Genomic DNA, 24,489 nt, shown 5'->3' with positions numbered 1-24,489 from the left:
AAGCATCACAAAGAATTGTTTTCAGCGTTAGTGTCTTCATCATATTTCTCATTCCTTTCCTTAGTTCTCGTATAGTATAGTCAAAATTCTACGAATTATCAAGATATTTTTAAAAATTTTTATTACCATAATTTTAAATTATTAATAATTATTCATTAATTGCTTTTTCTCCTGTTTCACGCGTACGAATTTTGATAGCATTATCAAGCTTATAAGTAAAAATCTTACCATCTCCTACTTCTCCAGTATAAGCCGCCTGACAAATCGCTTCAATCGTTTTTTCAGCCCATTCTTCACTGCTGACAACAATTTCAAATTTAATTTTTGGTAACATGTTCACTTCAACTTCCTGACCACGAACATATTCTGTATAGCCATGTTGCAATCCACATCCCATCACTTGAGATACTGTCATACCATTGACTTGGATACGAGCAAGTGCTTCTTTGACTTCTTCATACTTTTCTTCTCTTACAATTGCTTCAACTTTAATCATATTCACTTTCCTCCTAATCTAATCCATTAAAAGACGGATAAGCATTTTCCTGATGTTCAGAAATATCCAATCCTTTTTGTTCTTCTTGTTTAGAGACACGAAGGGTTGTGAAACATCTGACAATAGCAATACAAATCAATGTCCCTACCACTGCCACTGCAATCGTAATAAGAATACTTGCTAATTGAGCTAAAAACAATTGAGTATCACCAAAGAACAAACCATTCCATCTGGCAACATCGTTAATAGACGTTTGTGTAAACAATCCTGTCGCAATACCACCCCAGATACCGCCAATACCATGACATCCAAAAGCATCCAAAGCATCATCATAGCCCAATTTCTGTTTCACTTTAGAAATCATCAGATAACAGATAGGACTACCAACCAATCCAATAATGATAGATGCCCAGATAGGCACATATCCTGCTCCTGGTGTAATAGCGACAAGACCGACAACCATACCTGTCACACTTCCTACCAACGTTGGTTTTCCACTCATGAATACATCCATCAGCATCCATGATATCATTCCAGCAGCTGCTGATAGACCTGTTGTCATAAAAGCATGAACAGCTAATTCATTAGCCTGTAAGGCACTTCCAGCATTAAAGCCAAACCATCCAAATAAAAGTAAGCTAGCACCTAAGACAACAAATGGAATATTATGTACATGATATTGTACACGTAAGTAATCTTTACGTTTTCCTAAAACAATACATAAAACCAGCGCACTGACACCAGAACTGATATGGACAACATTTCCACCAGCAAAGTCTATTGAACCAATCTTCGCTAAAAAACCACCAAGGCCCCAAACCATATGAGCCATTGGATAATAAACAATCACTGACCAAAGAATAATAAACAAAAACAAAGCTTTAAATTTCATACGTCCAGCAACTGCTCCAGTAATTAAAGCTGGTGTAATAATGGCAAACATCATTTGAAAAATGGCAAACTCTAAATGAGGAATTGTGGATACATAATCTGTTGTACTTCCTTCGATGCCCTGTAGACCTAACCAGCTGAAATCTCCAATGATTCCAAAGTGATCATTTCCAAAAGCCAGTGAGTATCCAAATAATGCCCACATCACTGCTGCAATCCCAATGACAAATATAGAAGTCATCATTGTATTGACAACATTTTTACGGCGAACAAGTCCACCATAAAAGAATGCAAGTCCCGGTGTCATTAATAACACCAGGGCACTACATATTAACATAAAACCAATATCCCCTGAATTCATATCATAGACCCCCTAACTTTATTTATTATTCATTCATATAGCTATATCCCATTAAGTATTGATCAACTTCTTTGGCACATTCATTACCTTCAGCGATAGCCCAAACAACAAGAGATTGACCACGATGCATATCCCCTGCAACGAAAATCTTCTCTTCCTTTGTCGCATAACTCTTTGGCATTGTCGTCACAACTTGACGTTGATTTACCGATAAATCAAACTGTTCTTTGATATCGTCTTCAATACCTACAAATCCTGCCGCAATCAACAATAAATCTGCCTTTACTATTTTTTCACTATCTTCTTTTTCAACCCATTGACCATCAACCATTCTCCCCTGAACAGTTTTCACAGCTTTGAGTTGTCCATCTTCTTCAATACATTCTTTAATCGTTGTTTCATAAACACGTGGATCTTTCTTAAAAACAGCCAGACTTTCTTCTTGTCCATAGTCTGTTTTCAATTCATCTGGCCACATTGGCCAAGGACGTGTGTTTTGATGAGGTGGACATGGCATCATTTCTAGTTGTGTAACTGATGCACATCCCTGACGAATACATGTTCCAACACAGTCATTACCCGTATCTCCACCTCCTACAACAACGACATGCTTTCCTTTGGCATCAATACGTAAAGGACTTTGATTTAATAAATCTTGTGTTACGCTTTTGAGAAAATCCACTGCAAAGTAAATGCCTTTAGCTTGTCTCCCTGGTACATTTAAATCACGTGCTTTTTTCGCTCCACAACATAACACAACTGCATCATATTCTTTTAATAATTCTTCTTTCGTTATATCTTGTCCAACATGAACATTGGTATAAAACTGAACCCCTTCTTCTTTCATTAATTGAATACGACGTTCAATAATCTGTTTTTCAAGTTTCATTTGAGGAATACCATACATCAATAATCCTCCTAAACGATCATCTTTTTCAAAAACACTGACCTGATGTCCACGTTGATTTAATTTATAGGCTACCGTTAATCCTGTAGGACCACTGCCAATAACAGCTACTTTTTTAAATGAACATATTGGCGACTGTTCAGCTTTCATCAATTGATTCTGATAAGCCTTTTCAATAATAAATAATTCATTATCTTTAATGGTCACGGCATCTCCATGCAATCCACATACACATGCCTTTTCACATAATGCGGGGCACACACGTCCTGTAAACTCTGGGAAGGGATTTGTTTTTAATAGACGTGAAAGTGCACGTTCATCATTATGGTGAAAGATTTCATCATTCCACTCAGGAATGAGGTTATGTAAAGGACAACCTGTAACCATATGATTGATTTCAATAGCTGATTGACAAAACGGAACACCACAATTCATACAGCGAGCTCCTTGCTGACGACGTTTTTCATCAGAAAGAGGGATGTGGAATTCCTGAAAATCAGCGATTCTTGTTTCTGGTGATTCAGTGAAATTATCTTCTCTATCAAACTCTAAAAATCCTGTAGCTTTTCCCATACATTACCCTCCTATTGATGAACTTCTTTAAAGGCCATTAATGCAGCCTCATCATGTGAATAGCCTTGTTTTTCAAAGCTTTCAATATTATCTAACATACACGCATAATTAACTGGCACAATCTTTTTAAAATGTGGTATCCATGCTTCAAAACTTTCCAAGATATCTTTAGCCAGTAATGACCCTGTATATTGCACATGTTTTTGTAATAACAATTTTAAATCTTCTATATCCTTATGCTGTTTGACTTCCTGCATTGTGACTAATTCTTTATTTAAACGTAAATATAAATCATGATCTTTATCTAAGACATAAGCGATACCCCCGCTCATTCCTGCCGCAAAGTTCTTTCCTGTTTTTCCTAAAACAACCACTTTTCCACCAGTCATATATTCAAGTCCATGATCACCACAGCCTTCTACCACAGCAATCGCACCAGAATTACGGACCGCAAAACGTTCACCAGCACGACCACTGATATAGGCTTCTCCTGATGTTGCTCCATATAAGGCAACGTTTCCAACAATGACATTATCTTGAGCCACAAATTGAGCATTTGAAGAAGGATGAATAATCAGTTTTCCACCAGATAATCCTTTTCCAAAATAATCATTGGCATCTCCTTCAACTTGCATTGTGAGACCTTTTGGTATAAAGGCTCCAAATGATTGTCCGGCTCCACCAATACATTCAATCTGATAAGTATCATCTTGCAGATTGTTTTGGAAACGTTTTGTGATTTCACTTCCCAGCAATGTTCCGAAACTACGATCAAGGCTGGAAATATGTATTGTCTCCTGATGTGGCTGTTTTGTTTCCAGATAAGAAAGGAATCTTGGTAACAAGACTTTTAAATCCTGACTATCTTCTAAGTGGAAATCAAAAACATTTTCTTTTTGGAAATGCACATTGAGATCCTTTTTTGTAAAGAATGATTCTAATTCCTGATATTCTGGTTTGACTTTCAGAACTTCCATATGTCCTATCATTTCATCTATGCTATGGAATCCCAGCTGTGCCATGATTTCACGTAATTCCTGAGCAATAAAAATCATAAAATTCATAACATATTCTGGTTTCCCTTTAAAACGTTTTCTAAGTTCAGCATTTTGTGTCGCAATCCCAACAGGACAAGTATCAAGATTGCAAACACGCATCATCACACAACCCATTGTCACTAATGGTGCTGTCGCAAAACCAAATTCTTCTGCACCTAATAATGCTGCCACAGCTACATCTCTTCCTGTCATTAATTTTCCATCTGTTTCTAAAACAACACGTGTTCTTAAATCATTTTCGATAAGACTCTGATGAGCTTCAGCTAGTCCTAATTCCCAAGGCAATCCCGCATAATGAATCGAACTTTGTGGGGCAGCCCCTGTTCCTCCATCATAACCAGAAATCAAAATAACCTGAGCTCCTGCTTTCGCAACACCTGATGCAATCGTTCCAACTCCTGATTCTGAAACAAGTTTGACAGAAATACGCGCATCACGATTGGCATTTTTTAAGTCATAAATCAATTGTGCCAAATCTTCAATAGAATAAATATCATGATGTGGTGGTGGTGAAATCAAAGTGACTCCAGGTGTTGAATAACGTGTTTTGGCAATCCAAGGATAAACTTTCTGTCCTGGTAAATGGCCTCCTTCACCCGGTTTTGCACCTTGTGCCATTTTAATTTGAATTTCTTTGGCACTGACCAGATATTCACTTGTGACTCCAAAACGACCACTGGCCACCTGTTTAATGGCACTATTGGCTTCTGTATATAATCTTTCTGGATTTTCTCCACCTTCTCCAGAATTTGATTTTCCTCCTAAGCGATTCATTGCCACAGCCAAACATTCATGTGCCTCCTTAGAAATAGAACCATAAGACATCGCTCCTGTTTTAAAACGTTTGACAATATCATCAACACTTTCTACTTCATTAAGAGGAATAGAATGTCTTTGTGTTGTATCAAATTCTAATAAATGACGTAAAGCAAATGGCTGACTTTCTAATTGATGAGAGTATTCTTTAAATAATGCATAATCACCACTTTGAGTTGCTCTTTGAAGTAAAACAATTGTTTCAGGACTATACATATGCACTTCACTTTGTGGTCCACGTCTCAATTTATGGAAACCTAAACTTTTTAATGATGTATCTGTCTTTAATCCTAATGGATCAAAGGCATGATCATGATAGTAACGAATATCATTTTCAATATCTGTCAAACCTTTTTCTCCCACACGATAAACTGTATGAGGGAAATAGTTTTCCATAATATCTTCTTTTAAACCGACAACTTCAAAGATTTGTGCTGACTGATATGACTGTAAAGCAGAAATACCCATCTTCGCGGCAATCTTAACAATACCTTTTAAAATGGCATGATTATAATCTTCAATAGCCTTATTTTCCTCTTTATCCAACATATTAAGCTGAATCATTTCCATGATACATTCATGGGCCAGATATGGATAAATAGCTGTAGCACCAAAACCTAATAAACAGGCAAATTGATGAACATCACGTGGTTCACCACTTTCTAAGACAATGGACATCGCTGTTTTTCTTTTGGTTTTCACCAAATGACTTTCAATAGCTGAAACAGCCAGTAATGAAGGGATAACCAAATGATTATCATCGACACCTTTATCAGAAAGAATTAAGATATTGACACCTTGACGATAAGCTTTATCACAATCAAGAAATAACTGATCTAAAGCTTCTGTTAAGGAAATCCCTTTGTAATATAATAAAGAAATGACTTGACTATGGAAGCCATCACGATTTAACTGTTTGAGTTTATCCATATCACGACTGTCTAAAATAGGATTATTAATTTCTAAGACCTGACAATTATCAGATTGATCCTGTAATAAGTTTCCATTAGATCCTAAATATACCGTTGTATCTACAACCACTTCTTCTCTTAAAGAATCAATAGGTGGATTGGTCACTTGAGCAAACTGTTGTTTAAAATAATGAAATAATGTTGGATGTTTTTGACTCAACATAGCAAGTGGAATATCTGTTCCCATGGATGCTGTAGGTTCTACACCATTTTTGGCCATAGGTAAAATCATATCTTTGACATCTTCATAAGTATAACTAAAAATTTTATATAAGATATCACGGTCACTTTGACTATGAATATGAGATTTTTTATCTGGCGCTGGTAAATCTTTTAAATGTAATAAATAATAATCCAACCATTCTCCATAAGGATGTTCTTTAGCATAGCTCATTTTACATATATCATCTTCAATCAGCTGCTGTTTTTGAGTATCTACTAATAACATTTTTCCTGGTTGAAGACGTGATTTTTTGACAATATGACTTTCATCAATATCTAAAACGCCAACTTCTGATGATAAAATCAAAGTCTGATCATCTAAAATATAATAACGTGATGGCCTTAAACCATTTCTATCTAAAGTAGCTCCCATGGAAATACCATCAGAAAATAAGATAGCAGCAGGTCCATCCCATGGTTCCATCATTGTCGCATAATAATGATAAAAATCTTTTTTCTCTTGTGACATGGCTGTATTTTTCCATGGTTCTGGAATCAATAGCATCATAGCTTTAGCTAATGGCATCCCATTCATATATAGGAACTCTAATGTATTATCTAGCATAGCTGAATCTGAACCATGTACATCAACAATTGGGAAAACCTTTGTCATATCTGATGAAAAATACTTTGAATCTAATGTTTCTTCTCTGGCCAACATACGATTCGCATTACCTCTAATTGTATTAATTTCTCCATTATGAGCAATCATACGATTAGGATGTGCTCTTTGCCAGCTTGGATTGGTATTGGTAGAAAAGCGCGAATGAACCAATGCTATTGCACTATGATAATCATGATCTTGTAAATCATCATAGAATTGTCTTAATTGATGAACAAGAAACATCCCTTTATAGACAATTGTTGATGAAGATAATGAAACCACATATGTCTGTGGTGAAGATTTTTCAAATTCACGACGAATCACATATAATACTCTTTCAAAGTCCATTCTTTGTTGACAAGTTTTAGGTTTTTCAATAAAGCATTGCATAATATAAGGCATACAATCCTTAGCCTTTTGACCTAAGATATCTTCATGACATGGCACTTCTCGCCACCCTAGAAATGTGGCCTGATGTTTCATGACAATGCGTTCTAAAGTTTTCATAGCTTTTTGTCTTGTCAGTGTATCCTGTGGTAAAAAGAACATTCCCACAGCATAATCATAAGGTTGAGGCAAAGTGATATGGAGATTATGTGCAACTTTATTAAAGAAACGATGTGAAATCTGTAATAAGATTCCAACCCCATCACCGACTTCTCCACTGGCATCTTTTCCAGCACGATGTTCTAGTTTTTCGACAATTGTAAGTGCCTGATCAATAACCTGATAATCCTGTCGTCCATCAATATGAACGACAGCGCCAATACCACAGGCATCATGTTCTCTGACATGATGCAATCCCTGATTATACTCTTTCATCAAATCATCCTTTCTACTTTCCACTATCTCCATAATTTTCTAAAAACCTGGCAGAAGGATCGTTGACCTGACAACCTTCCCAATTTGGATTTGGCATCCAGAATCCTTTCACCATTTGTGCCTGATGTGGATAATATTTTTCAAAGATTTCACGATATAATAATGACTCTTTTGTAAATGGTTGGGCGAAATCATATTTCTTTCTTTTTTCTTCAAATCCCTGATCACTATAATAATTATTCGCATAAGCTTTGATTTCATCACTTAATGAATGTCCTACCGCATCTGAAAAAGCTGCTTTTTCACGCATTAAGATATCTTGAGGTAAATATCCTCTGTCAAACGCTTTACGCAATAAATATTTTCCTTTTCCATAATTATTCATTTTTAAAGCAGGATCAATATGCATAACATAATCCACAAAAGCCAAATCTCCAAAAGGCACACGTGCTTCTAAGGAATGAACACTAATACAACGATCAGCACGTAAGACATCATACATATAAATTTCTCGAATACGTTTTTCAGCTTCCTTTTGGAATTCTTTTGCATTTGGCGCAAAATCTGTATATTTATAACCAAATAATTCATCTGAAATCTCACCCGTTAATAAAACTCTGATATCTGTATGCTGATGAATATACTGACAGACAAGATACATACCAATAGATGCACGAATAGTCGTAATATCATATGTTCCTAAAGTGGCAATAACAGGTTCTAAGGCACTTAGAACATCATCTTTTGTGATAATCACTTCGGTATGTTCACTGCCAATAAACTCAGCCACTTCTTTGGCATATTTTAAATCAATGGCATCTTTATTCATACCAATTGCAAAAGTACGAATAGGTTTTTTTAGCAGACGTGATGAGACTGCACAGACAAGTGATGAATCTAATCCACCACTTAATAAGAAACCAAGTGGTGCATCTGCATCCAGTCTTTTTTCAATACCTTTGACTAATAAATCATGTATATTTGTATAGATTGTATTGAAATCATCATGATGATAGTTTTCCACCAGGCTCATATCTCTATAACAAACAAACTCCCCATTTTGATAATAATGTCCTGGTGGAAAAGGTACAATCTTATCACAGATGCCAACTAAATTTTTGGCTTCTGAAGCAAAGACAATGTGTTGATGATCATCATAACCATAAAATAATGGGCGAATCCCAATCGGATCTCTAGCAGCAATAAATTCTTTTGTATCACCATCAAAAAGAATCAATGCAAATTCTCCATCTAATTCTTTAAACATGTCTACACCCATTTTTTGATAAAGAGGAAGCAGGATTTCACAATCACTCTCCCCTTGAAAGTCAAAGCCCTGCTTCATCAATTCTTCTTTCATTGGTCTAAAACCATAGATTTCACCGTTACAGACAACATAATGCTTCCCTCTTTGAAATGGTTGCATACCATACTCATTTAATCCCATGATGGATAAACGTTGAAATCCCAATAGCCCTTTACCTGTATCAATAATACGCATAGCATCAGGTCCCCTGGTATGTGTTCTTTCAAAACCTTTTAAAAAAATCTCTTTTTCTACATTGCTGTCGCAATACGCCATAATCGAACACATTGTCATAACCCCTCTCTTATATAATTTTATAAAATACCAAATAACAGTTTGCCATATGTTGGGAATGGCCATACATTTTCGGCAGTTAATGTTTCCAATTCATCACATGGTGTACGTAAAGCACTCATAGCTGGAATGACTTCATCTCGATAATAGAAAGCTGCCTTTTCAAAGTCTTCAATCGCTTCAGCTTCTTTTAAGACTTTGTCTAAATGTTTTGTGGCTTTGAAAGCTTGATCTAATAATGCTGAAACATCTTTTAAAGTTTCTTTTTCATAAACATTTTCTAACTTGGCAACTTCTGTTTTCATTGCACAAGTTTGTGCTAAGTCATATGAATATTGACTAACAGCTGGTAAGATTTCTTTTTGAGACATATTGACCATTGTTAAAGCTTCAATATGCAAAATCTTGACATATTCTTCCATCATAATTTCATAACGAGAATGCACTTCTTCTTCATCAAAGACTTTATGTCTTTTAAATAATTCAATATTGTTTTCCTTGATAAAATATGGTAAAGCATCGGGTGTTGTACGTAAGTTTAATAGTCCACGTTTCTTGGCTTCCTCTACCCATGAATCATCATAACCATTACCATTGAAAATAATACGTTTATGTTCTTTGATTGTTCCTTGAATCAATGCATGTAATGCTGAAGAAAAATCCGGTGCTTTTTCTAGAATATCCGCAAATTCTTTTAATTCATCTGCAATCACTGTATTTAAAACAATATTACATCCTGCAATAGATGAACTTGATCCTGGCATACGGAATTCAAATTTATTACCTGTAAAAGCAAATGGTGAAGTACGGTTACGATCTGTTGTATCTTTAGGAAATTTAGGTAAGACATGAGCCCCAATCTTCATGACTTCTTTTTCCTTAGAATCATATGGTCGATCTTCTTCAATAGCTTTTAAGATTTCAGCTAATTCATCACCTAAGAAAACAGAAATAATAGCTGGCGGTGCTTCGTTAGCTCCCAAACGATGATCGTTACCTGCAGTCGCAACAGATAATCTCAACAAATCCTGATGTTCATCAGCCGCTTTAATCACAGCGCATAAGAATAATAAGAATTGAGCATTTTCATGTGGTGTATCTCCAGGTTCTAATAAATTCACACCTGTATCTGTTGATAATGACCAGTTATTATGCTTTCCACTTCCATTGATACCATCAAATGGCTTTTCATGTAATAAAGCAACCAAACCATGTTTTTTCGCAATTCTTTGAATCAATTCCATTGTTAATTGGTTATGATCAGTTGCAATATTGGTAGTAGAGAAAATAGGTGCTAACTCATGTTGAGCTGGTGCGACTTCATTGTGTTCAGTTTTCACTAAGACACCTAATTTCCATAATTCTTCATTTAAATCATTCATAAATTCTTGAACTCTACTCTTGATTGTTCCAAAATAATGATCTTCCATTTCCTGTCCTTTTGGAGATGGTGCACCAAATAAAGTACGTCCTGTATAAATCAAGTCTTTTCTTTGTTCATAATATTTTTTATCGACTAAGAAATATTCCTGTTCAGGTCCCACTGTTGTTTTGACATTCTTAACATTTTCGTTACCAAATAATTTTAAGATACGTAATGCCTGTTTGTTGATAGCCTGCATACTTCTTAATAATGGTGTCTTTTTGTCTAAAGCATGCCCTGAATAAGAACAGAATGCTGTAGGAATACATAAAACACCATTTTTAATAAAAGCATAAGAAGTTGGATCCCAAGCTGTATATCCTCTGGCTTCAAATGTTGCACGTAATCCCCCATTCGGGAAAGATGACGCATCAGGTTCTCCTTTAATTAATTCCTTGCCAGAAAATTCTAAAATAACTTTCCCATTTTTGTTTGTTCCAATAAAACCATCATGCTTTTCAGCTGTTACACCTGTCATCGGTTGAAACCAGTGCGTATAATGTGTAGCTCCATGTTCCACAGCCCAATCTTTCATCGCATTCGCCACAGCATTTGCAATCTTGATATTTAAAGATTTCCCCTCTTTAATTGTTTTTTGAAGTTCTCTGAAAGTATCCTTCGCAAGTCTTTCTTCCATGACTTCTTCATCAAATACCAAAGTTCCAAAAATATCTGTTATTTTCTTTTCCATATCTATCACTCCTTTATGTAAACCTATCCGTTTACTTATTTTGCATTATGATACAGCTTCGTGTTTTTGTCAATGTTTTTTTATCATTTTAATAAATTATTATTATATTGATTGAAAAAATACAATTATTCCGTTATAATAAAGACGAATAGGAGATATTGAATCCCGTAATATTTATTTTTATGTAACATCTTATACAACAAATTTTGATATATGTATCTCCTATTCTTCTATAAAATATAAGGAGAACAACAATGATAAATGATTTAAAAGAAATTCATGAGGAGTGTGGTGTGTTCGGTGTGTTTCAGCATCCAAATGCAGCTAACCTCTGTTATTATGGTTTACATGCCCTTCAGCATCGTGGGCAGGAAGGAGCCGGTATTTTAGTTGCGAACGATCATAAACTTTCTATTCATAAAGGAGAAGGTTTGGTCACTGAAGTTTTTAACAGTGAAAAGATTCATCAGATGAATGGCATTCACGCTATTGGTCATGTGCGTTATTCAACTGCTGGTGGTGGAGGTATTATGAATGTACAGCCATTACTTTTTAGAACCATGGTGGGTGATATGGGAATTTGTCATAATGGAAATATTGTGAATGCTAATGTATTGAAAGCTGAACTTGAAGAACAAGGCAGTATCTTTTCATCTTCATCTGATACTGAAATCTTAGGACATTTAATCAAACGTCAAAAAGGACATATGATAGATCGTATCTGTGCTTCTTTAGAAAAATTAGATGGAGCTTTTGCTTTCCTCATTCTTTTAGAAGATCGTCTCTATGCTGTCAGAGATCGTTATGGATTAAGACCACTAGCTATTGGGCAGCTCCCTAATGGAGCGTATGTCTTTGCTTCAGAAACATGTGCATTAGATATTGTAGGCGCTAAATTTCTAAGAGATGTCGAGCCAGGAGAAATAGTCAGAGTCAAAGGCAATCAATTGTTATCTCGTCTTTATACAAAACAGCCTATACATGATAAGATCTGTGCTATGGAATATGTATATTTTTCTCGTCCCGACAGTATCCTTGATGGTATCAATGTTCATACAACACGTAAAAATGCTGGAAAACAACTTTATTTAGAAAGTCCTGTAGATGCTGATATTGTGATTGGAGTACCAGATTCATCTATATCTGCTGCAATTGGATATTCAGAAGCTTCCCACATTCCTTATGAAATGGGACTAATTAAAAACAAATATGTTGGAAGAACATTCATTCAACCTACGCAGGAATTAAGGAATCAGGGTGTTCGTATGAAGCTTTCGGCTGTTTCTTCAATTGTGAATCAAAAAAGAGTCATCATGATTGACGACTCTATTGTCAGAGGAACAACATCCAAACGTATTGTGACTTTATTAAAAGAAGCAGGCGCTACAGAAGTTCATGTCAGAATTGCTTCACCGGCAATCAAATATCCTTGTTTTTATGGTGTAGACACGTCTACTCTTGATGAATTAATTTCTCACAAGATGACAACTCAGGAACTCTGCACATATATTGGTGCTGATTCCTTAGCCTTCATCAGTGAAGAAGGACTTCAAAAATCTATTCATTTTGAAAAAGAACATACCTGTGATTTATGTATGGCTTGTTTCAATAGAAAATATGTCACACCACTATATGATAATGATTTTCAAGACGATTAAAGGTTTGTCAAAACGACAAACCTTTTATATTTTTATCGCAATAATCAAAGCCAACATCCCAATAACAAGAACCGTCCCACAAATCCTTAATACTTTATTTTCCTGCTTAGAAGATAGCCATAAAAATTTTTCACTTACTAACTGCTGTGTCATAGATTTATAAATTTCAACACCTAAGAAAATTAAAAATATGATATACAATTTTAAAGAGTTCACATTAAACCCTGAAAACAAATCACAAACATATGCCCAAAGTAAAACAACAATAACCAAACCAGTAAAATAAATTCCTTTAGAATAACTATATGTATTCCAATAGCCATATGCCTGATAATCTCGACAGAGCACATCTTTAATAATCAATGTCGAAGCAACTACAAAGAACAAATAGTCTGCTGAAGTCATATATAACATTTTACTCTTCTTCCCTCTTAAAAAAGTGCTTATCAGCAACATATTGACTGATTTTCAGTCTACGTAAAGTTTTGCTTTCATAAACTACAATAATACCTAGTATTGCTATTTTGATATATGCAATTCCAAAAGATAAAAAAAGACCTGGAAACACAAATAAAAACAAGACTGCCAGCCAATCCTGTATGACTTCTCTTTTCCATTCTTTCTTAAATAAATCTGGAAACAAAGGCTTATCTAGAATACACACTAGACATTTATCACTCATCACTTCATATAATACAATTCCAATAAACATAACACATATATAAACAATTTCACGAATCATTTCTTCCATTTTGATCACCATTTCATATATACCAAAATATTATGAAATTTCTGTGTATTCACTTTTTTGTTTAGATAACATCGTTTTCTGTTATATAATGAAAAAGAGGAGTGGACATCATGAATAAAAAGAAAATACGTCTCATTATTGGAGGGCTTATATCCCTTCTCATAGCATGGATTATCATAGACACTTTCACAACTGTTCCTATCTATTTATATATTGATCAAGTCCATGAGCAACAATCCCAGATTATTATTCATATTTCTGATGGTTCAGGTCATTATGACTATAAAAAATATAAGCTGAATCAAATAGAAGATAGCATTTATCAAATTCAGGGTTATGGCTCTATGCTTTCAGGAAAGAAATACCCTTTAGAAATAACAATTGATAATAGTCAAAATCAAATCAAAGAAATCAAACAAAAAAACTTGGATAATCAATTAGAAACCATATATTCTCAATGAAATAGCAAAATAAAGCTATTCCTTTTTTATATAAACTTAATCATGACCAACAAAGCTAATAATGCAATGACTACAGAAGTTCCACAAACTTTTAAAACCATATTTTCTTGTCTTGATGAAAGCCATGAAAAATGTTCCGTAAGAGAATGATGATTTTTCATTTTATAAAAATCCATACCTACAAATAGAATATATATCATTAAAATCTTTAAATCATTTAAATTCATTTCATCATGTAAATATAATAAAAACAACAATAACCCTATAACTATACTTCCTATTATATATAATCTTTTTGAGCCAATAAAACTATGTCCCTTAGAAAAAACATCTCTTATGACATAAGATGTAAGTCCCATAAAGAAAGCAAATTCTGGCATTGTCATATACAACATATGATTTTCTCCCCCTCCATTTTCTTATCTTGATTTCAGTATAACAAAGCAAGATGAAAACAATATGTTTATAATCTTTACTTCAGGTTAAGATTTCATTAAAACAAAGCATTATCGCAATTGCCTATCAGATATTCACTATGCATATACAATTCATTTATGTAAAAAGCCTATACAAACATCCATTTGCATAGGCTAAAGTTCCTATAATATATTTATTCGTTCTTCTTGTACGATAGTTAACTTTTGAAAAATATCCTCATTACTATTATCTGTATTTTGTAAATAAACTTTTTTCTCTATCGTAACTGATATTTAGTAGCTCGTCCTTTCCCCGACTTATAAATAATATTTTTATCAGATAATGAACTCAGTATTCTAATAAGCTTTGCCTTATTATAATGACTTTGTTTTTCTATTTCTGCTCTTGATAGTTTTAAATTTCCATGAAAAAGCTGTATAATCTGTTGTTCTTCACTTGTTAAATTAGTAATATCTAATACAGTTGGTAATATGATTGTTATGGAGTTCTCATAGACTTTGAATTGTGGTTTCGTTAGAGAATTGTTATATGATTTGTTGATTCTTTTGATTCCTGTACCAAACATTTCTATATATCTTAGTCTATAGAAAACATTACCTATAATGGGATTTCTAAGCATTGAAATCTGTCCATCAAGATATTCTGATTCGCTCATTCCTAAAGGGAGTCCTCCTGGAGATCTTATCTCAATTCTATCATCAAACATACTTACTCTTATAAATGCATTGATGTCCCAAAAGCGATGAATCATAGCATTGGCTATAGCTTCACGAAACGCATTTTCTGGGATACGATTGACAATCTTTCTAGAAGTTCCATCAATCTTTTCATATTGATAATATTTTTTATACATTTCAACACTTTCTTCCAATAACAATAAAATAGATTTATTTTCTAAAATAATTCTATCCATAATTTCATCAATATCTTGTTCAAATTTTATAATATCAACACCCTTATAATTATTTTGATCAGCAAGTAATGCTGCTGCATTATTATATTGATGATTTTTTGTATATAAATCTAATGTTTTCAAAATATCTTCATTTAATTCTTGTATAGCCAATTTATCTTTTAAAGCTTTTTCTAAACAATTAAATGTTAAATCCTGTTTTTGAGAAACAAGTTCTTCATATGATTGATGACTTCCTTCTAATATAAGTCTGTTCAATTCTAGTCTATCTACTTCAATAGTTGATGTATCATGTCTTTTATATGCTTTACCTTTATATAAATAAGGTTTAAAATCACTTTCATAAACAGTAAGAGTTATTGTTGAATCAGCATTAATATTCAAATCATATAATGGTACAGGATTCATATTATCATTCATTTTGTTTTCAATACTTAAACAAAAATCTATTGCATTTTTTATTCCTTTAACCAGACCATCATCGTCAATTCCAAAAACGATTCTTCCTGTTCCATAGTTTGCGAAAGCACTGACTGTCTTGAGAAATGTGTTGGATTGTATCGTTTCTTTAAACTCTAAATTTCTAGATTCTTTCATAACAGTCTCCTCCCTGAATATATTATTGTTCCATTCGTTTTGCAACGAAAGAAAAAAATCGTTTCAAATCATATGAAACGAAAAAGTAACTATTCAAAAAGTATGACCATAATATTCATTATTAAACTTTTTCAATCAATTTAAAAGCAATTAATCATACAGACTAACCGATTTAAATGAATAAGACTAAAATTAGTATAAATCATCTCAACAATAATAATATAAGCATTATGACTAGTAACATAATCATAGAGCAATGTTTATAAACCAAATGAAACAATGCTTCTTCTTTTTAAATTCATTAATGTTATATTGGTGTTTATCTTCACTAGCTTCTGGTTTTCATAATTGAGGTTCAATGTTACTTTGACATTAAGATTGTTATTGAATGATGTTTCAATATCATCCATTAACAAATAATCTGTTGTTACATCAAAACATTTACTTAAAGCTACTAAATTTTCTAAATATGAAGTCCTTTGACAATACTCCCATCAAGAAATACCTTGATAGGGATGTACTTCAGCTTTGCAACGAAAAACATGATCGTTTCATTTCTATCAATTAATTATCAAATGACAATTGTGTTCAATAAGCTACAATTTCTCTGAAAAACAAAAATTTCAGATATCTACAAGATTTACTCAAATTCTTTTTCATTCTTTTTAAAAAAATTGTAAAAATAGCGAACATTCTCTAAATCACTCCATTTGGTAACAGCATATTCTTTGGAATCAATATTATATATTTTTGCATCTAAAGTTCCTAACATAAAAGGTGAATGAGTTGCTATAATGAATTGACAATCTAGCCACCTTGCCATGTTATTAATTTCTTTAGCTAAGGCAACTTGATTTGCAGGAGAAAGAGATACCTCAGGTTCATCTAATAAATATAATGTATCCGGTTGTAGGAAGTCCTCGAAGTACTGCATAGATGTTTCCCCATTAGAATATTTTTCTTGCGCAAACATGATATACTCCATTTGTTTTGAGCTAGCCTTTGACTCTAAATATTTTATTGCTTCTTCCTTCGTCATTCCCTTTTTTATATAATCATATAACATGCCGTCTGATAACACTTGTTGCTGTTGAATTTTCTTAATCTCATAGAGAATATCTTCGCTTTTGATATAATGGCTATTCTCTGGTAAGTGTCTTATCTTTTGACCAAGTTCATCTTCACCCAAACGATAAGAGCATTCTAAACAAAATTGAGTAAAGTAGTTTGTCATACCATATGAATGACAAGTCGCATTTTCCTTACCTTTGAGTTCTAGCTTGTTAGCGATAATATTAAGTAATGTTGATTTTCCAGAACCATTATTCCCATAAAAGACTGTTACTGGCGTAAATACAAAAGGCTCTATATCTTTATTCCTAAAAACACTATACGGATAAATATGAGGATTAGATATTTGAGAATCACTCAATTGAAAACTTCTTAAATATATCATGAATAAAGAATCCTCCTTTGCTCAATTGTAAGTTTTTACTCTCATCCAGCTATATTAGCACTTATAATTTCTCCATTTGGCTTAACCTCTATTTCAATAGCATGTCCCCAAAACATATCGTCATCATTGAAAAACAAAGATAAACTTCCATCTGAACTAACTGTTATTTCACTCATTTCCATACGCTTCATAAATATTTCTTTTGTAATTTCTTCAGCATCAATTTCATCTGACGCATCCATCCACTCATTTGCAAGTTCTTTTAGTTCTTGCGCAGCGAATTCACGGTACTTCGTATCATTCTCCACAATATTATCTAATACCTTTTTTAGTACCTTCATTGCCTGTTTTGCAGTATCCCCATCCTCCTCATCGGTTTCCAGATATGCATTCACTTCTACTCCATTCCAATTGACAATTCCCTCAAACCATGAAAATTCTCTATCTAAGGCAAAAGAACCTAATTCATTTTCTATAGAAATTGGCTTAGAATAATATTCTTTTAAAGCTTCCAATTTTTCATTAGAAGCATTTTCTTCAAGTACATTTATAAGCATATATCTGTTGTTTATATATTGTAATTGATATGGCAGCAATTTTTGCGGTATACATTTTCTGACAGTGACACGATAAATGCCAAATTGCTCAAATTTATATCCCCATCCATTGCGTTTATTATCATTTTTTATAAGCCATTCAACACGACCTTTCTCATGAAAGAACTGACCAGTACGCAAATCTATAGACGCAAGAAAATCAACAAAAGGTTTCAACATGTCTTTTATATTTACTGCCCCTTTGCATGATGATTGTACTAAAATAAGCATTTCATATTCTTCTGTTTCGAATTCTTTTTCAAAATCTGTTTGTACTGACATAATTCGCACCACCTTTTCTTAATCATTTATATAATTAAATTTTCTTGATTCATACATTTTTTTCTCTTCTTACCCTCCAGACAAGAAGTATTTCTCGCTTTTTGCTAGGTCAATTAGGATTTACTTATATCTATTCCTATAAAAGTGTCAATATATATCCGTCTATCAGAGCAATTAGCAGATACATAATAAAGGCTCTGATAAACGCTTCTATATGCTTTTTTGGATTTTGATACAATTCCTTTTCTGGTATTTTTCTTAAACGAACACGCTTTGTATTCCGCCACCATAAAAGGTCTACAATAAATAAGTCAAAGATATTCAATCCCTGTCCTATAATACATAAACAAAGAAAATTATGTGTGAAGCCATTTTCTTTGATAAACAACCCTAATATAAATAGTACGAACAGAAATAACAGAAAATTGGATATAAATGTAACCACTTTATTGCTTTCCTTAAATTTTCCTTGATATTCTGCAATACTCTTTATTCGATTTTGCACTTCATCTGGATAAGATGAATAGCTTTTTAAATTTTTGTTATCTGTACCTGTTCCCCAAAAACATATTAGAAAAAACGCAATACATAAAATTACGGTTTCGATTATTATAATCATTCTGTTTCACTCCAAATTTCAATTTGTTATTGTAAATTGTTTATAAATTTTATACTTTCATCATATATTTTTTGATATTCAATATTATGAACATAATGAGAACATTCCAAAACTTTATATTCTCCATTTTGCTTACTATTTATATAATCAATAATAAAGTTTCTCCATTGTTCTTTTGCATATCCTGTCCCATCTCCATTAGATATAAAAAATAACATAGGTACATTAGTAATATCAATACTTTCTAATTTTTTAGCATTTTCTTTTATTTGTTTTGTTTCATTTAGCATCGAAGTTGTTGCTGTTCTTCTATAAAAAACAATTCTATACAACTTTTTTTCTTCATCTGTTAAATTTCCATCTTTAATTGCAGAAGAAGAATTAACAATAGATGGTATAAATCTAGTAAGTCCTATATCTGCTCCAAATTTAGCTAAAGAAAGGAGCATATTATTTATTTTCATATTCTCGTATGCTTTAGGGACTGATGGATCTAATCCCACTATTCCTTTTATTTCATCTGGATATTTATTTGCCCAATATAATGCTTCAATTCCAGACATAGAATGAGGAAATAAAATATATCTATTGTTTTTTATACCTGCTTTATTCAATGATTCTCTTGTTTCAAATAAAATTGTATCTATATCTCTATCAATATCACTTATATCACTAAAACCATAACCTGCTTTTTCTACTACTGCTATTTGATAATCATTTTCAAATAATGAATATAGTGTTTTAAAATCAAGTGTAGGTGAACAAGTTCCTCCTCCAGACATAAATACTAATGTTGTATCACTATTGGAATTTCCACTTACATAAACATTTATATTATGATTATTAACTTCAACAAGTTTACCAGTTGTTTTAAAAAATTTATCTTCTTTTTTTAATTTTATTTTATGATTAACGAAACTTATTATCATCAACAATACTATAAGGAAAATAATAACTTCAATTATAATTATACTAATTTTTAAAAATTTATTCATAGATTATCTCACTTTCAAATTAGGAGTTGTTTATTTCTTCTTTTTTTGTTTTGGGGCTGGCAGTTCATCATACATTGCATGAAACAAGCATGTCAAAAATTCCTTATTATCAACTTCATCTACCAACAACATCTCTTTTGCTCCCTCATAGGGTAATTCATACGGAGCTGTCGGCATATAACTAATTGCTGATTTTACTGGTTTAACAAGTAATCTATCATCATAGATACCGCCTACAATCTTGCCACGATAATAAATAATAAATTCTCCCATCATAGCTCGGTAAGTAATTTCTTCTAACTCAGATAGCTGCCCTAAAATAAACTCTAAGTATTCCTTGCTTGATGCCATATTTCCACCTCAAATTCTAATTTATTGGACATAATCATTTACTATTCTCTTATTTTCAAATGATAACAGGACACTAAATATTATTTCTATCAGTATCATCGTTATTGCAAGAGTATAATTAGCAAAATTTAAACCAACTATCAAAGATAATATTGGAATAATTATTGACAATACCATATATGTTTTTGAATTATATAACCAACTGTATGGCAATAAATGTGCTCCGAATATCATAGCAATAACCATTAGCATTTTATCCGGCAATGTAGGATAAATCCACATTGCTATTAAAAGGTATATCATTTGATTTGCAGAAAATAGTATTCCTAAGTAGTTTAATGGATTACTTTTATCTTGAAATTGTATTTTTAATATTTTAGAAATTAAAAAAGCTATAGGTAATAATGCTGCAGTGCAACAAAATGTCAATAGATTTTTTGTTAATATAGGTAAATCTGTTAATTGTACGATTAAAACCATAATCCATATTACTACTGATGCAATGATAAAATGAATACCTTTCTTTTGCTTTTGGGCACAATCTTTTTTCAAATCTTTCAAGTTCATTTTTTAGCTCTCCTCAATAAATTCAAATTTGTCTACTTCTGTATGTTTATTATACCAGTAACTATTATCCACAACAACGATATCCTTCTATTCAACTATTTTTAACCAAAAAAAGAGAATAGATAACTCCATTCTCTCATTGATTTTATTGAATTTCACTATGGTATTCTTGTAATGATTTGACTGCATGGCTACCATGAATCTTCATTTCCATAATTCCTTCTAATGCAGCTTTTGCAGCAGCGATGTTTGTCATATATGGAATTCTCATCTTAATAGCTGTTTTTCTGATATAGCTATCATCATGAGCACTTTGTTTACCATGAGGTGTATTGATCACCATAGCAAGTTCACCATTTGTAAGGGCATCTGTAATGTTTGGACGTCCTTCATTTAATTTCTTAATTTTTTCAACTGGTACACCTGCTTCTTGAATTAAAGCGTATGTATTTCCTGTTGCTACAATTGTAAATCCTGCATCATAGTATCCTTTTGCAAGAGAGACAACTTGTGGTTTATCTAAATCATTAACACTGATTAATACTTTTCCTTCAGTTGGTAAGATTGTTTGTGTCGCTTCTTCAGCTTTATAGATAGCTGCTCCAAATGAACTTCCTAATCCTAACACTTCTCCTGTTGATCTCATTTCTGGTCCTAAGATTGGGTCAACTTCTGGGAACATATTGAATGGGAATACAGCTTGTTTAACACCAACATGTGGAATTTTCTTTTCAGTTAATTTTAGTACTGGTGATTCTCTACCAGTTAATTCCATTGTCACAATATCAGTTGCAATTTTCACCATATTAATATTACATACTTTAGATACTAAAGGTACTGTACGTGAAGCTCTTGGGTTGGCTTCAAGAACATAAACTTTATCATCAGCAATTGCATATTGCATGTTCATAAGTCCACGAACATTCATTTCTTTCGCGATTTTCTTTGTATATTCTTTGATTGTTTCTAAATGTCTCATTGGAATATGTTTAGAAGGTAAGATACATGCTGAATCTCCAGAGTGAATACCAGCTAATTCGATATGTTCCATAACAGCTGGAACGAAAACATTTGTTCCATCACTAATAGCATCTGCTTCACATTCCATTGCATTATTTAAGAATCTGTCAATTAAGATTGGACGATCTGGTGTCACACCAACAGCCGCAGCCATATATTGTTTTAAGCTATCATCATCATAAACAACTTCCATTCCACGTCCACCTAAGACATAAGAAGGTCTTACCATTAATGGATAACCAATTCTTTTAGCGATTTCTAAAGCTTCTTCAACATTGACAGCCATTCCTGATTCTGGCATAGGAATTTCTAATTTTTCCATCATTTCATTGAATAAATCTCTATCTTCTGCCATATCAATTGTTTCAGGTGTTGTTCCTAAGATATGCACACCATTGGCTTTTAATTGAGAAGCTAAGTTTAATGGTGTCTGTCCACCAAATTGAGCAATCACACCAACTGGTTTTTCCTTATCATGAATACTTAAAACATCTTCTAATGTTAATGGTTCAAAATATAATTTATCAGAAGTATCATAATCAGTAGAGACTGTTTCTGGATTACAGTTGACAATAATTGTTTCAAATCCTAATTTCTTTAAAGCAAGTGAAGCATGAACACAGCAATAGTCAAATTCAATACCCTGACCAATTCTGTTTGGTCCTCCACCTAAAATCATAATCTTTTTCTTATCATGATGAATATCACTATGATCTTTGGCATTATATGTAGAATAGTAATATGCACTATCTTTTGTACCACTGACATGAACTGGTTCCCAAGCTTGAGTAATACCATTTTCAATTCTTTCATTTCTGATACTATCTTCAGAAACATTTAAAATCTGACTTAAATATTTATCTGAGAAACCATCTTGTTTTGCTTGTCTTAAAACATCTACTGGCAACTCTTTCCCTGCATATGATTTTAACATTTCTTCTTCATCAACTAATTCTTTCATTTGTTCAATGAAGTAATGTTTAATGCTTGTTAATTCATATAATTCTTCAACAGTTGCTCCTTTTCTTAAAGCTTCATACATGATGAATTGTCTTTGACTTGTAGGAACTGTTAATTTTTCTAATAACTGTTCTTTTGTTAATTCATTGAAATTCTTTGCATATCCTAAACCATATTGACCAATTTCAAGAGAACGAATCGCTTTTTGGAAAGCTTCTTTATAAGTCTTACCAATACTCATAACTTCCCCAACAGCTTTCATCTGTGTTCCTAGTTTATCTTGTGCACCTTTGAATTTTTCAAAAGCCCATCTTGCAAATTTAATAACAACATAGTCACCATCTGGTACATATTTATCTAAAGTTCCATATTTTCCACATGGAATTTCATCTAAAGTTAAACCAGCAGCTAACATAGCTGAAACAAGGGCAATAGGGAAACCTGTTGCTTTTGAAGCCAAAGCACTAGAACGTGAAGTTCTTGGGTTGATTTCAATAACAACAATTCTATCTGTTTTTGGATCATGTGCAAACTGAACGTTTGTTCCACCAATAACACCAATTGATTCTACAATTCTAAAAGCCTGATCTTTTAAACGATCTTGAACATCTTGAGAAATTGTCAACATTGGCGCACTACAGAAAGAATCTCCAGTATGAACACCTAATGGATCAATGTTTTCAATAAAACATACAGTAATCATATTGTTTTTAGCATCTCTGACAACTTCTACTTCTAATTCTTCCCATCCAAGAATAGATTCTTCAATCAAACATTCATGAACAAGACTTGCCTGTAAACCACGAGAAACAACTGTTTTTAATTCTTCAACATTATAAACAAGTCCTCCTCCGGCACCACCCATTGTATAAGCAGGTCTCACAACAACAGGATAACCTAATTTATCAGCAATCGCCAAAGCTTCCTCAACTGTATTCGCAATTTCACTTCTTGCCATATCAATACCAAGTTCATTCATGGCTTTTTTGAATTCCAAACGGTCTTCACCACGTTCAATTGCATCAACCTGCACACCTAGAACTTTGACATTGTATTTATCTAAAACTCCAGCATTATGTAATTCAGCACATAAGTTTAATGCTGATTGTCCACCTAAGTTAGGCAATAAGGCATCTGGTCTTTCTTTTTCAATGATTTGTGTTAATCTTTTTAAATTCAATGGTTCAATATAAGTCACATCAGCAGTTTCTGGATCTGTCATGATTGTCGCTGGATTAGAATTGACTAAGACAATCTTGTATCCTAAACTTCTCAATGCTTTACATGCCTGTGTTCCTGAATAGTCAAATTCACAAGCCTGACCAATAATAATAGGTCCTGAACCAATAACTAATACTGTGTTTACATCTTCTCTTTTTGGCATATCTTT

At 32.9% G+C, this 24,489-nt stretch carries 19 protein-coding genes; 2 read left to right on the top strand and 17 right to left on the bottom strand.

What is annotated here, in order from left to right; genetic code table 11:
* Nucleotides 1–148: 148 nt before the first annotated feature.
* Genes ACESR5_RS01495 through ACESR5_RS01470 form a run of 6 tightly spaced genes read right to left on the bottom strand, consistent with a single transcriptional unit; the run spans nt 149 to nt 11,435 of the window.
* Entirely contained in the window at nt 149–496 is a 348-nt protein-coding gene (locus tag ACESR5_RS01495; protein ID WP_373153877.1) for a P-II family nitrogen regulator, read from the bottom strand.
* A 13-nt stretch (nt 497–509) separates the two neighbouring features.
* Complete coding sequence (locus ACESR5_RS01490) at nt 510–1,748, bottom strand: ammonium transporter (RefSeq protein ID WP_087304528.1); 1,239 nt, start codon at nt 1,746–1,748, stop codon at nt 510–512.
* A gap of 25 nt (nt 1,749–1,773) precedes the next feature.
* Nucleotides 1,774–3,228, bottom strand: coding sequence for a glutamate synthase subunit beta (locus ACESR5_RS01485; RefSeq protein WP_373153876.1), 1,455 nt, complete (start codon nt 3,226–3,228; stop codon nt 1,774–1,776).
* 11 nt (nt 3,229–3,239) lie between these two features.
* The gene (gene gltB, locus ACESR5_RS01480) at nt 3,240–7,721 is read right to left on the bottom strand and encodes a glutamate synthase large subunit (protein ID WP_373153875.1); all 4,482 of its coding nucleotides are present in this window, start codon (nt 7,719–7,721) and stop codon (nt 3,240–3,242) included.
* A 13-nt stretch (nt 7,722–7,734) separates the two neighbouring features.
* Nucleotides 7,735–9,315: an asparagine synthase B gene (asnB, locus tag ACESR5_RS01475; protein WP_373153874.1), complete on the bottom strand. Its 1,581-nt coding sequence runs from the start codon at nt 9,313–9,315 to the stop codon at nt 7,735–7,737.
* Nucleotides 9,316–9,341: 26 nt separating this feature from the next.
* Nucleotides 9,342–11,435: a glutamine synthetase III gene (locus tag ACESR5_RS01470; protein WP_087936058.1), complete on the bottom strand. Its 2,094-nt coding sequence runs from the start codon at nt 11,433–11,435 to the stop codon at nt 9,342–9,344.
* A 254-nt stretch (nt 11,436–11,689) separates the two neighbouring features.
* Between ACESR5_RS01470 and purF the strand changes: the two genes are divergently transcribed.
* The gene (gene purF / locus ACESR5_RS01465) at nt 11,690–13,093 is read left to right on the top strand and encodes an amidophosphoribosyltransferase (RefSeq protein WP_373153873.1); all 1,404 of its coding nucleotides are present in this window, start codon (nt 11,690–11,692) and stop codon (nt 13,091–13,093) included.
* A 24-nt stretch (nt 13,094–13,117) separates the two neighbouring features.
* On the opposite strand, the gene ACESR5_RS01460 is transcribed toward purF, so the two are convergent.
* Entirely contained in the window at nt 13,118–13,507 is a 390-nt protein-coding gene (locus tag ACESR5_RS01460) for a hypothetical protein (RefSeq protein WP_373153872.1), read from the bottom strand.
* A 1-nt stretch (nt 13,508) separates the two neighbouring features.
* Entirely contained in the window at nt 13,509–13,844 is a 336-nt protein-coding gene (locus ACESR5_RS01455; protein WP_289527424.1) for a hypothetical protein, read from the bottom strand.
* A 110-nt stretch (nt 13,845–13,954) separates the two neighbouring features.
* Between ACESR5_RS01455 and ACESR5_RS01450 the strand changes: the two genes are divergently transcribed.
* Complete coding sequence (locus tag ACESR5_RS01450) at nt 13,955–14,305, top strand: hypothetical protein (protein WP_373153871.1); 351 nt, start codon at nt 13,955–13,957, stop codon at nt 14,303–14,305.
* 26 nt (nt 14,306–14,331) lie between these two features.
* Here the strand turns inward: ACESR5_RS01450 and ACESR5_RS01445 are convergent, their stop codons facing one another.
* The 9 genes from ACESR5_RS01445 to carB all read right to left on the bottom strand — a co-directional run bounded on the left by ACESR5_RS01445 (nt 14,332) and on the right by carB (nt 24,483).
* Entirely contained in the window at nt 14,332–14,700 is a 369-nt protein-coding gene (locus ACESR5_RS01445) for a hypothetical protein (RefSeq protein WP_373153870.1), read from the bottom strand.
* 299 nt (nt 14,701–14,999) lie between these two features.
* Nucleotides 15,000–16,253 carry an ATP-binding protein gene (locus ACESR5_RS01440; protein WP_373153869.1) on the bottom strand — a complete coding sequence of 418 codons (1,254 nt, stop codon included), beginning with the start codon at nt 16,251–16,253 and terminating at the stop codon, nt 15,000–15,002.
* 640 nt (nt 16,254–16,893) lie between these two features.
* Nucleotides 16,894–17,709 carry an AAA family ATPase gene (locus ACESR5_RS01435; RefSeq protein ID WP_373153867.1) on the bottom strand — a complete coding sequence of 272 codons (816 nt, stop codon included), beginning with the start codon at nt 17,707–17,709 and terminating at the stop codon, nt 16,894–16,896.
* A gap of 41 nt (nt 17,710–17,750) precedes the next feature.
* Entirely contained in the window at nt 17,751–18,587 is an 837-nt protein-coding gene (locus ACESR5_RS01430) for a DUF2262 domain-containing protein (protein WP_373153866.1), read from the bottom strand.
* 136 nt (nt 18,588–18,723) lie between these two features.
* Entirely contained in the window at nt 18,724–19,206 is a 483-nt protein-coding gene (locus ACESR5_RS01425) for an ABC transporter permease (protein ID WP_087297376.1), read from the bottom strand.
* A 26-nt stretch (nt 19,207–19,232) separates the two neighbouring features.
* Nucleotides 19,233–20,201, bottom strand: a complete 969-nt coding sequence (locus ACESR5_RS01420) for a serine aminopeptidase domain-containing protein (RefSeq protein WP_373153865.1) — start codon at nt 20,199–20,201, stop codon at nt 19,233–19,235.
* Between the two features lie 30 nt (nt 20,202–20,231).
* Complete coding sequence (locus ACESR5_RS01415; RefSeq protein WP_087936053.1) at nt 20,232–20,552, bottom strand: TfoX/Sxy family protein; 321 nt, start codon at nt 20,550–20,552, stop codon at nt 20,232–20,234.
* 21 nt (nt 20,553–20,573) lie between these two features.
* Complete coding sequence (locus ACESR5_RS01410) at nt 20,574–21,119, bottom strand: hypothetical protein (RefSeq protein ID WP_373153863.1); 546 nt, start codon at nt 21,117–21,119, stop codon at nt 20,574–20,576.
* Between the two features lie 145 nt (nt 21,120–21,264).
* Nucleotides 21,265–24,483 carry a carbamoyl-phosphate synthase large subunit gene (carB, locus tag ACESR5_RS01405; protein ID WP_373153862.1) on the bottom strand — a complete coding sequence of 1,073 codons (3,219 nt, stop codon included), beginning with the start codon at nt 24,481–24,483 and terminating at the stop codon, nt 21,265–21,267.
* Between the last annotated feature and the right edge of the window lie 6 nt (nt 24,484–24,489).

The organism is Clostridium sp. AUH-JLR23 (assembly GCF_964238065.1).
Lineage (GTDB): Bacteria > Bacillota_I > Bacilli_A > Erysipelotrichales > Coprobacillaceae > Allocoprobacillus > Allocoprobacillus merdigallinarum.
This window is presented reverse-complemented; position numbering and strand designations above follow the sequence as displayed.

Coding starts and splice junctions, on each gene's coding strand:
- ACESR5_RS01495 (WP_373153877.1), bottom strand. CDS start 496: ATGATTAAAGTTGAAGCAATTGTAAGAGAAGAAAAGTATGAAGAAGTC.
- ACESR5_RS01490 (WP_087304528.1), bottom strand. CDS start 1,748: ATGAATTCAGGGGATATTGGTTTTATGTTAATATGTAGTGCCCTGGTG.
- ACESR5_RS01485 (WP_373153876.1), bottom strand. CDS start 3,228: ATGGGAAAAGCTACAGGATTTTTAGAGTTTGATAGAGAAGATAATTTC.
- gltB (WP_373153875.1), bottom strand. CDS start 7,721: ATGAAAGAGTATAATCAGGGATTGCATCATGTCAGAGAACATGATGCC.
- asnB (WP_373153874.1), bottom strand. CDS start 9,315: ATGTGTTCGATTATGGCGTATTGCGACAGCAATGTAGAAAAAGAGATT.
- ACESR5_RS01470 (WP_087936058.1), bottom strand. CDS start 11,435: ATGGAAAAGAAAATAACAGATATTTTTGGAACTTTGGTATTTGATGAA.
- purF (WP_373153873.1), top strand. CDS start 11,690: ATGATAAATGATTTAAAAGAAATTCATGAGGAGTGTGGTGTGTTCGGT.
- ACESR5_RS01460 (WP_373153872.1), bottom strand. CDS start 13,507: ATGTTATATATGACTTCAGCAGACTATTTGTTCTTTGTAGTTGCTTCG.
- ACESR5_RS01455 (WP_289527424.1), bottom strand. CDS start 13,844: ATGGAAGAAATGATTCGTGAAATTGTTTATATATGTGTTATGTTTATT.
- ACESR5_RS01450 (WP_373153871.1), top strand. CDS start 13,955: ATGAATAAAAAGAAAATACGTCTCATTATTGGAGGGCTTATATCCCTT.
- ACESR5_RS01445 (WP_373153870.1), bottom strand. CDS start 14,700: ATGTTGTATATGACAATGCCAGAATTTGCTTTCTTTATGGGACTTACA.
- ACESR5_RS01440 (WP_373153869.1), bottom strand. CDS start 16,253: ATGAAAGAATCTAGAAATTTAGAGTTTAAAGAAACGATACAATCCAAC.
- ACESR5_RS01435 (WP_373153867.1), bottom strand. CDS start 17,709: ATGATATATTTAAGAAGTTTTCAATTGAGTGATTCTCAAATATCTAAT.
- ACESR5_RS01430 (WP_373153866.1), bottom strand. CDS start 18,587: ATGTCAGTACAAACAGATTTTGAAAAAGAATTCGAAACAGAAGAATAT.
- ACESR5_RS01425 (WP_087297376.1), bottom strand. CDS start 19,206: ATGATTATAATAATCGAAACCGTAATTTTATGTATTGCGTTTTTTCTA.
- ACESR5_RS01420 (WP_373153865.1), bottom strand. CDS start 20,201: ATGAATAAATTTTTAAAAATTAGTATAATTATAATTGAAGTTATTATT.
- ACESR5_RS01415 (WP_087936053.1), bottom strand. CDS start 20,552: ATGGCATCAAGCAAGGAATACTTAGAGTTTATTTTAGGGCAGCTATCT.
- ACESR5_RS01410 (WP_373153863.1), bottom strand. CDS start 21,119: ATGAACTTGAAAGATTTGAAAAAAGATTGTGCCCAAAAGCAAAAGAAA.
- carB (WP_373153862.1), bottom strand. CDS start 24,483: ATGCCAAAAAGAGAAGATGTAAACACAGTATTAGTTATTGGTTCAGGA.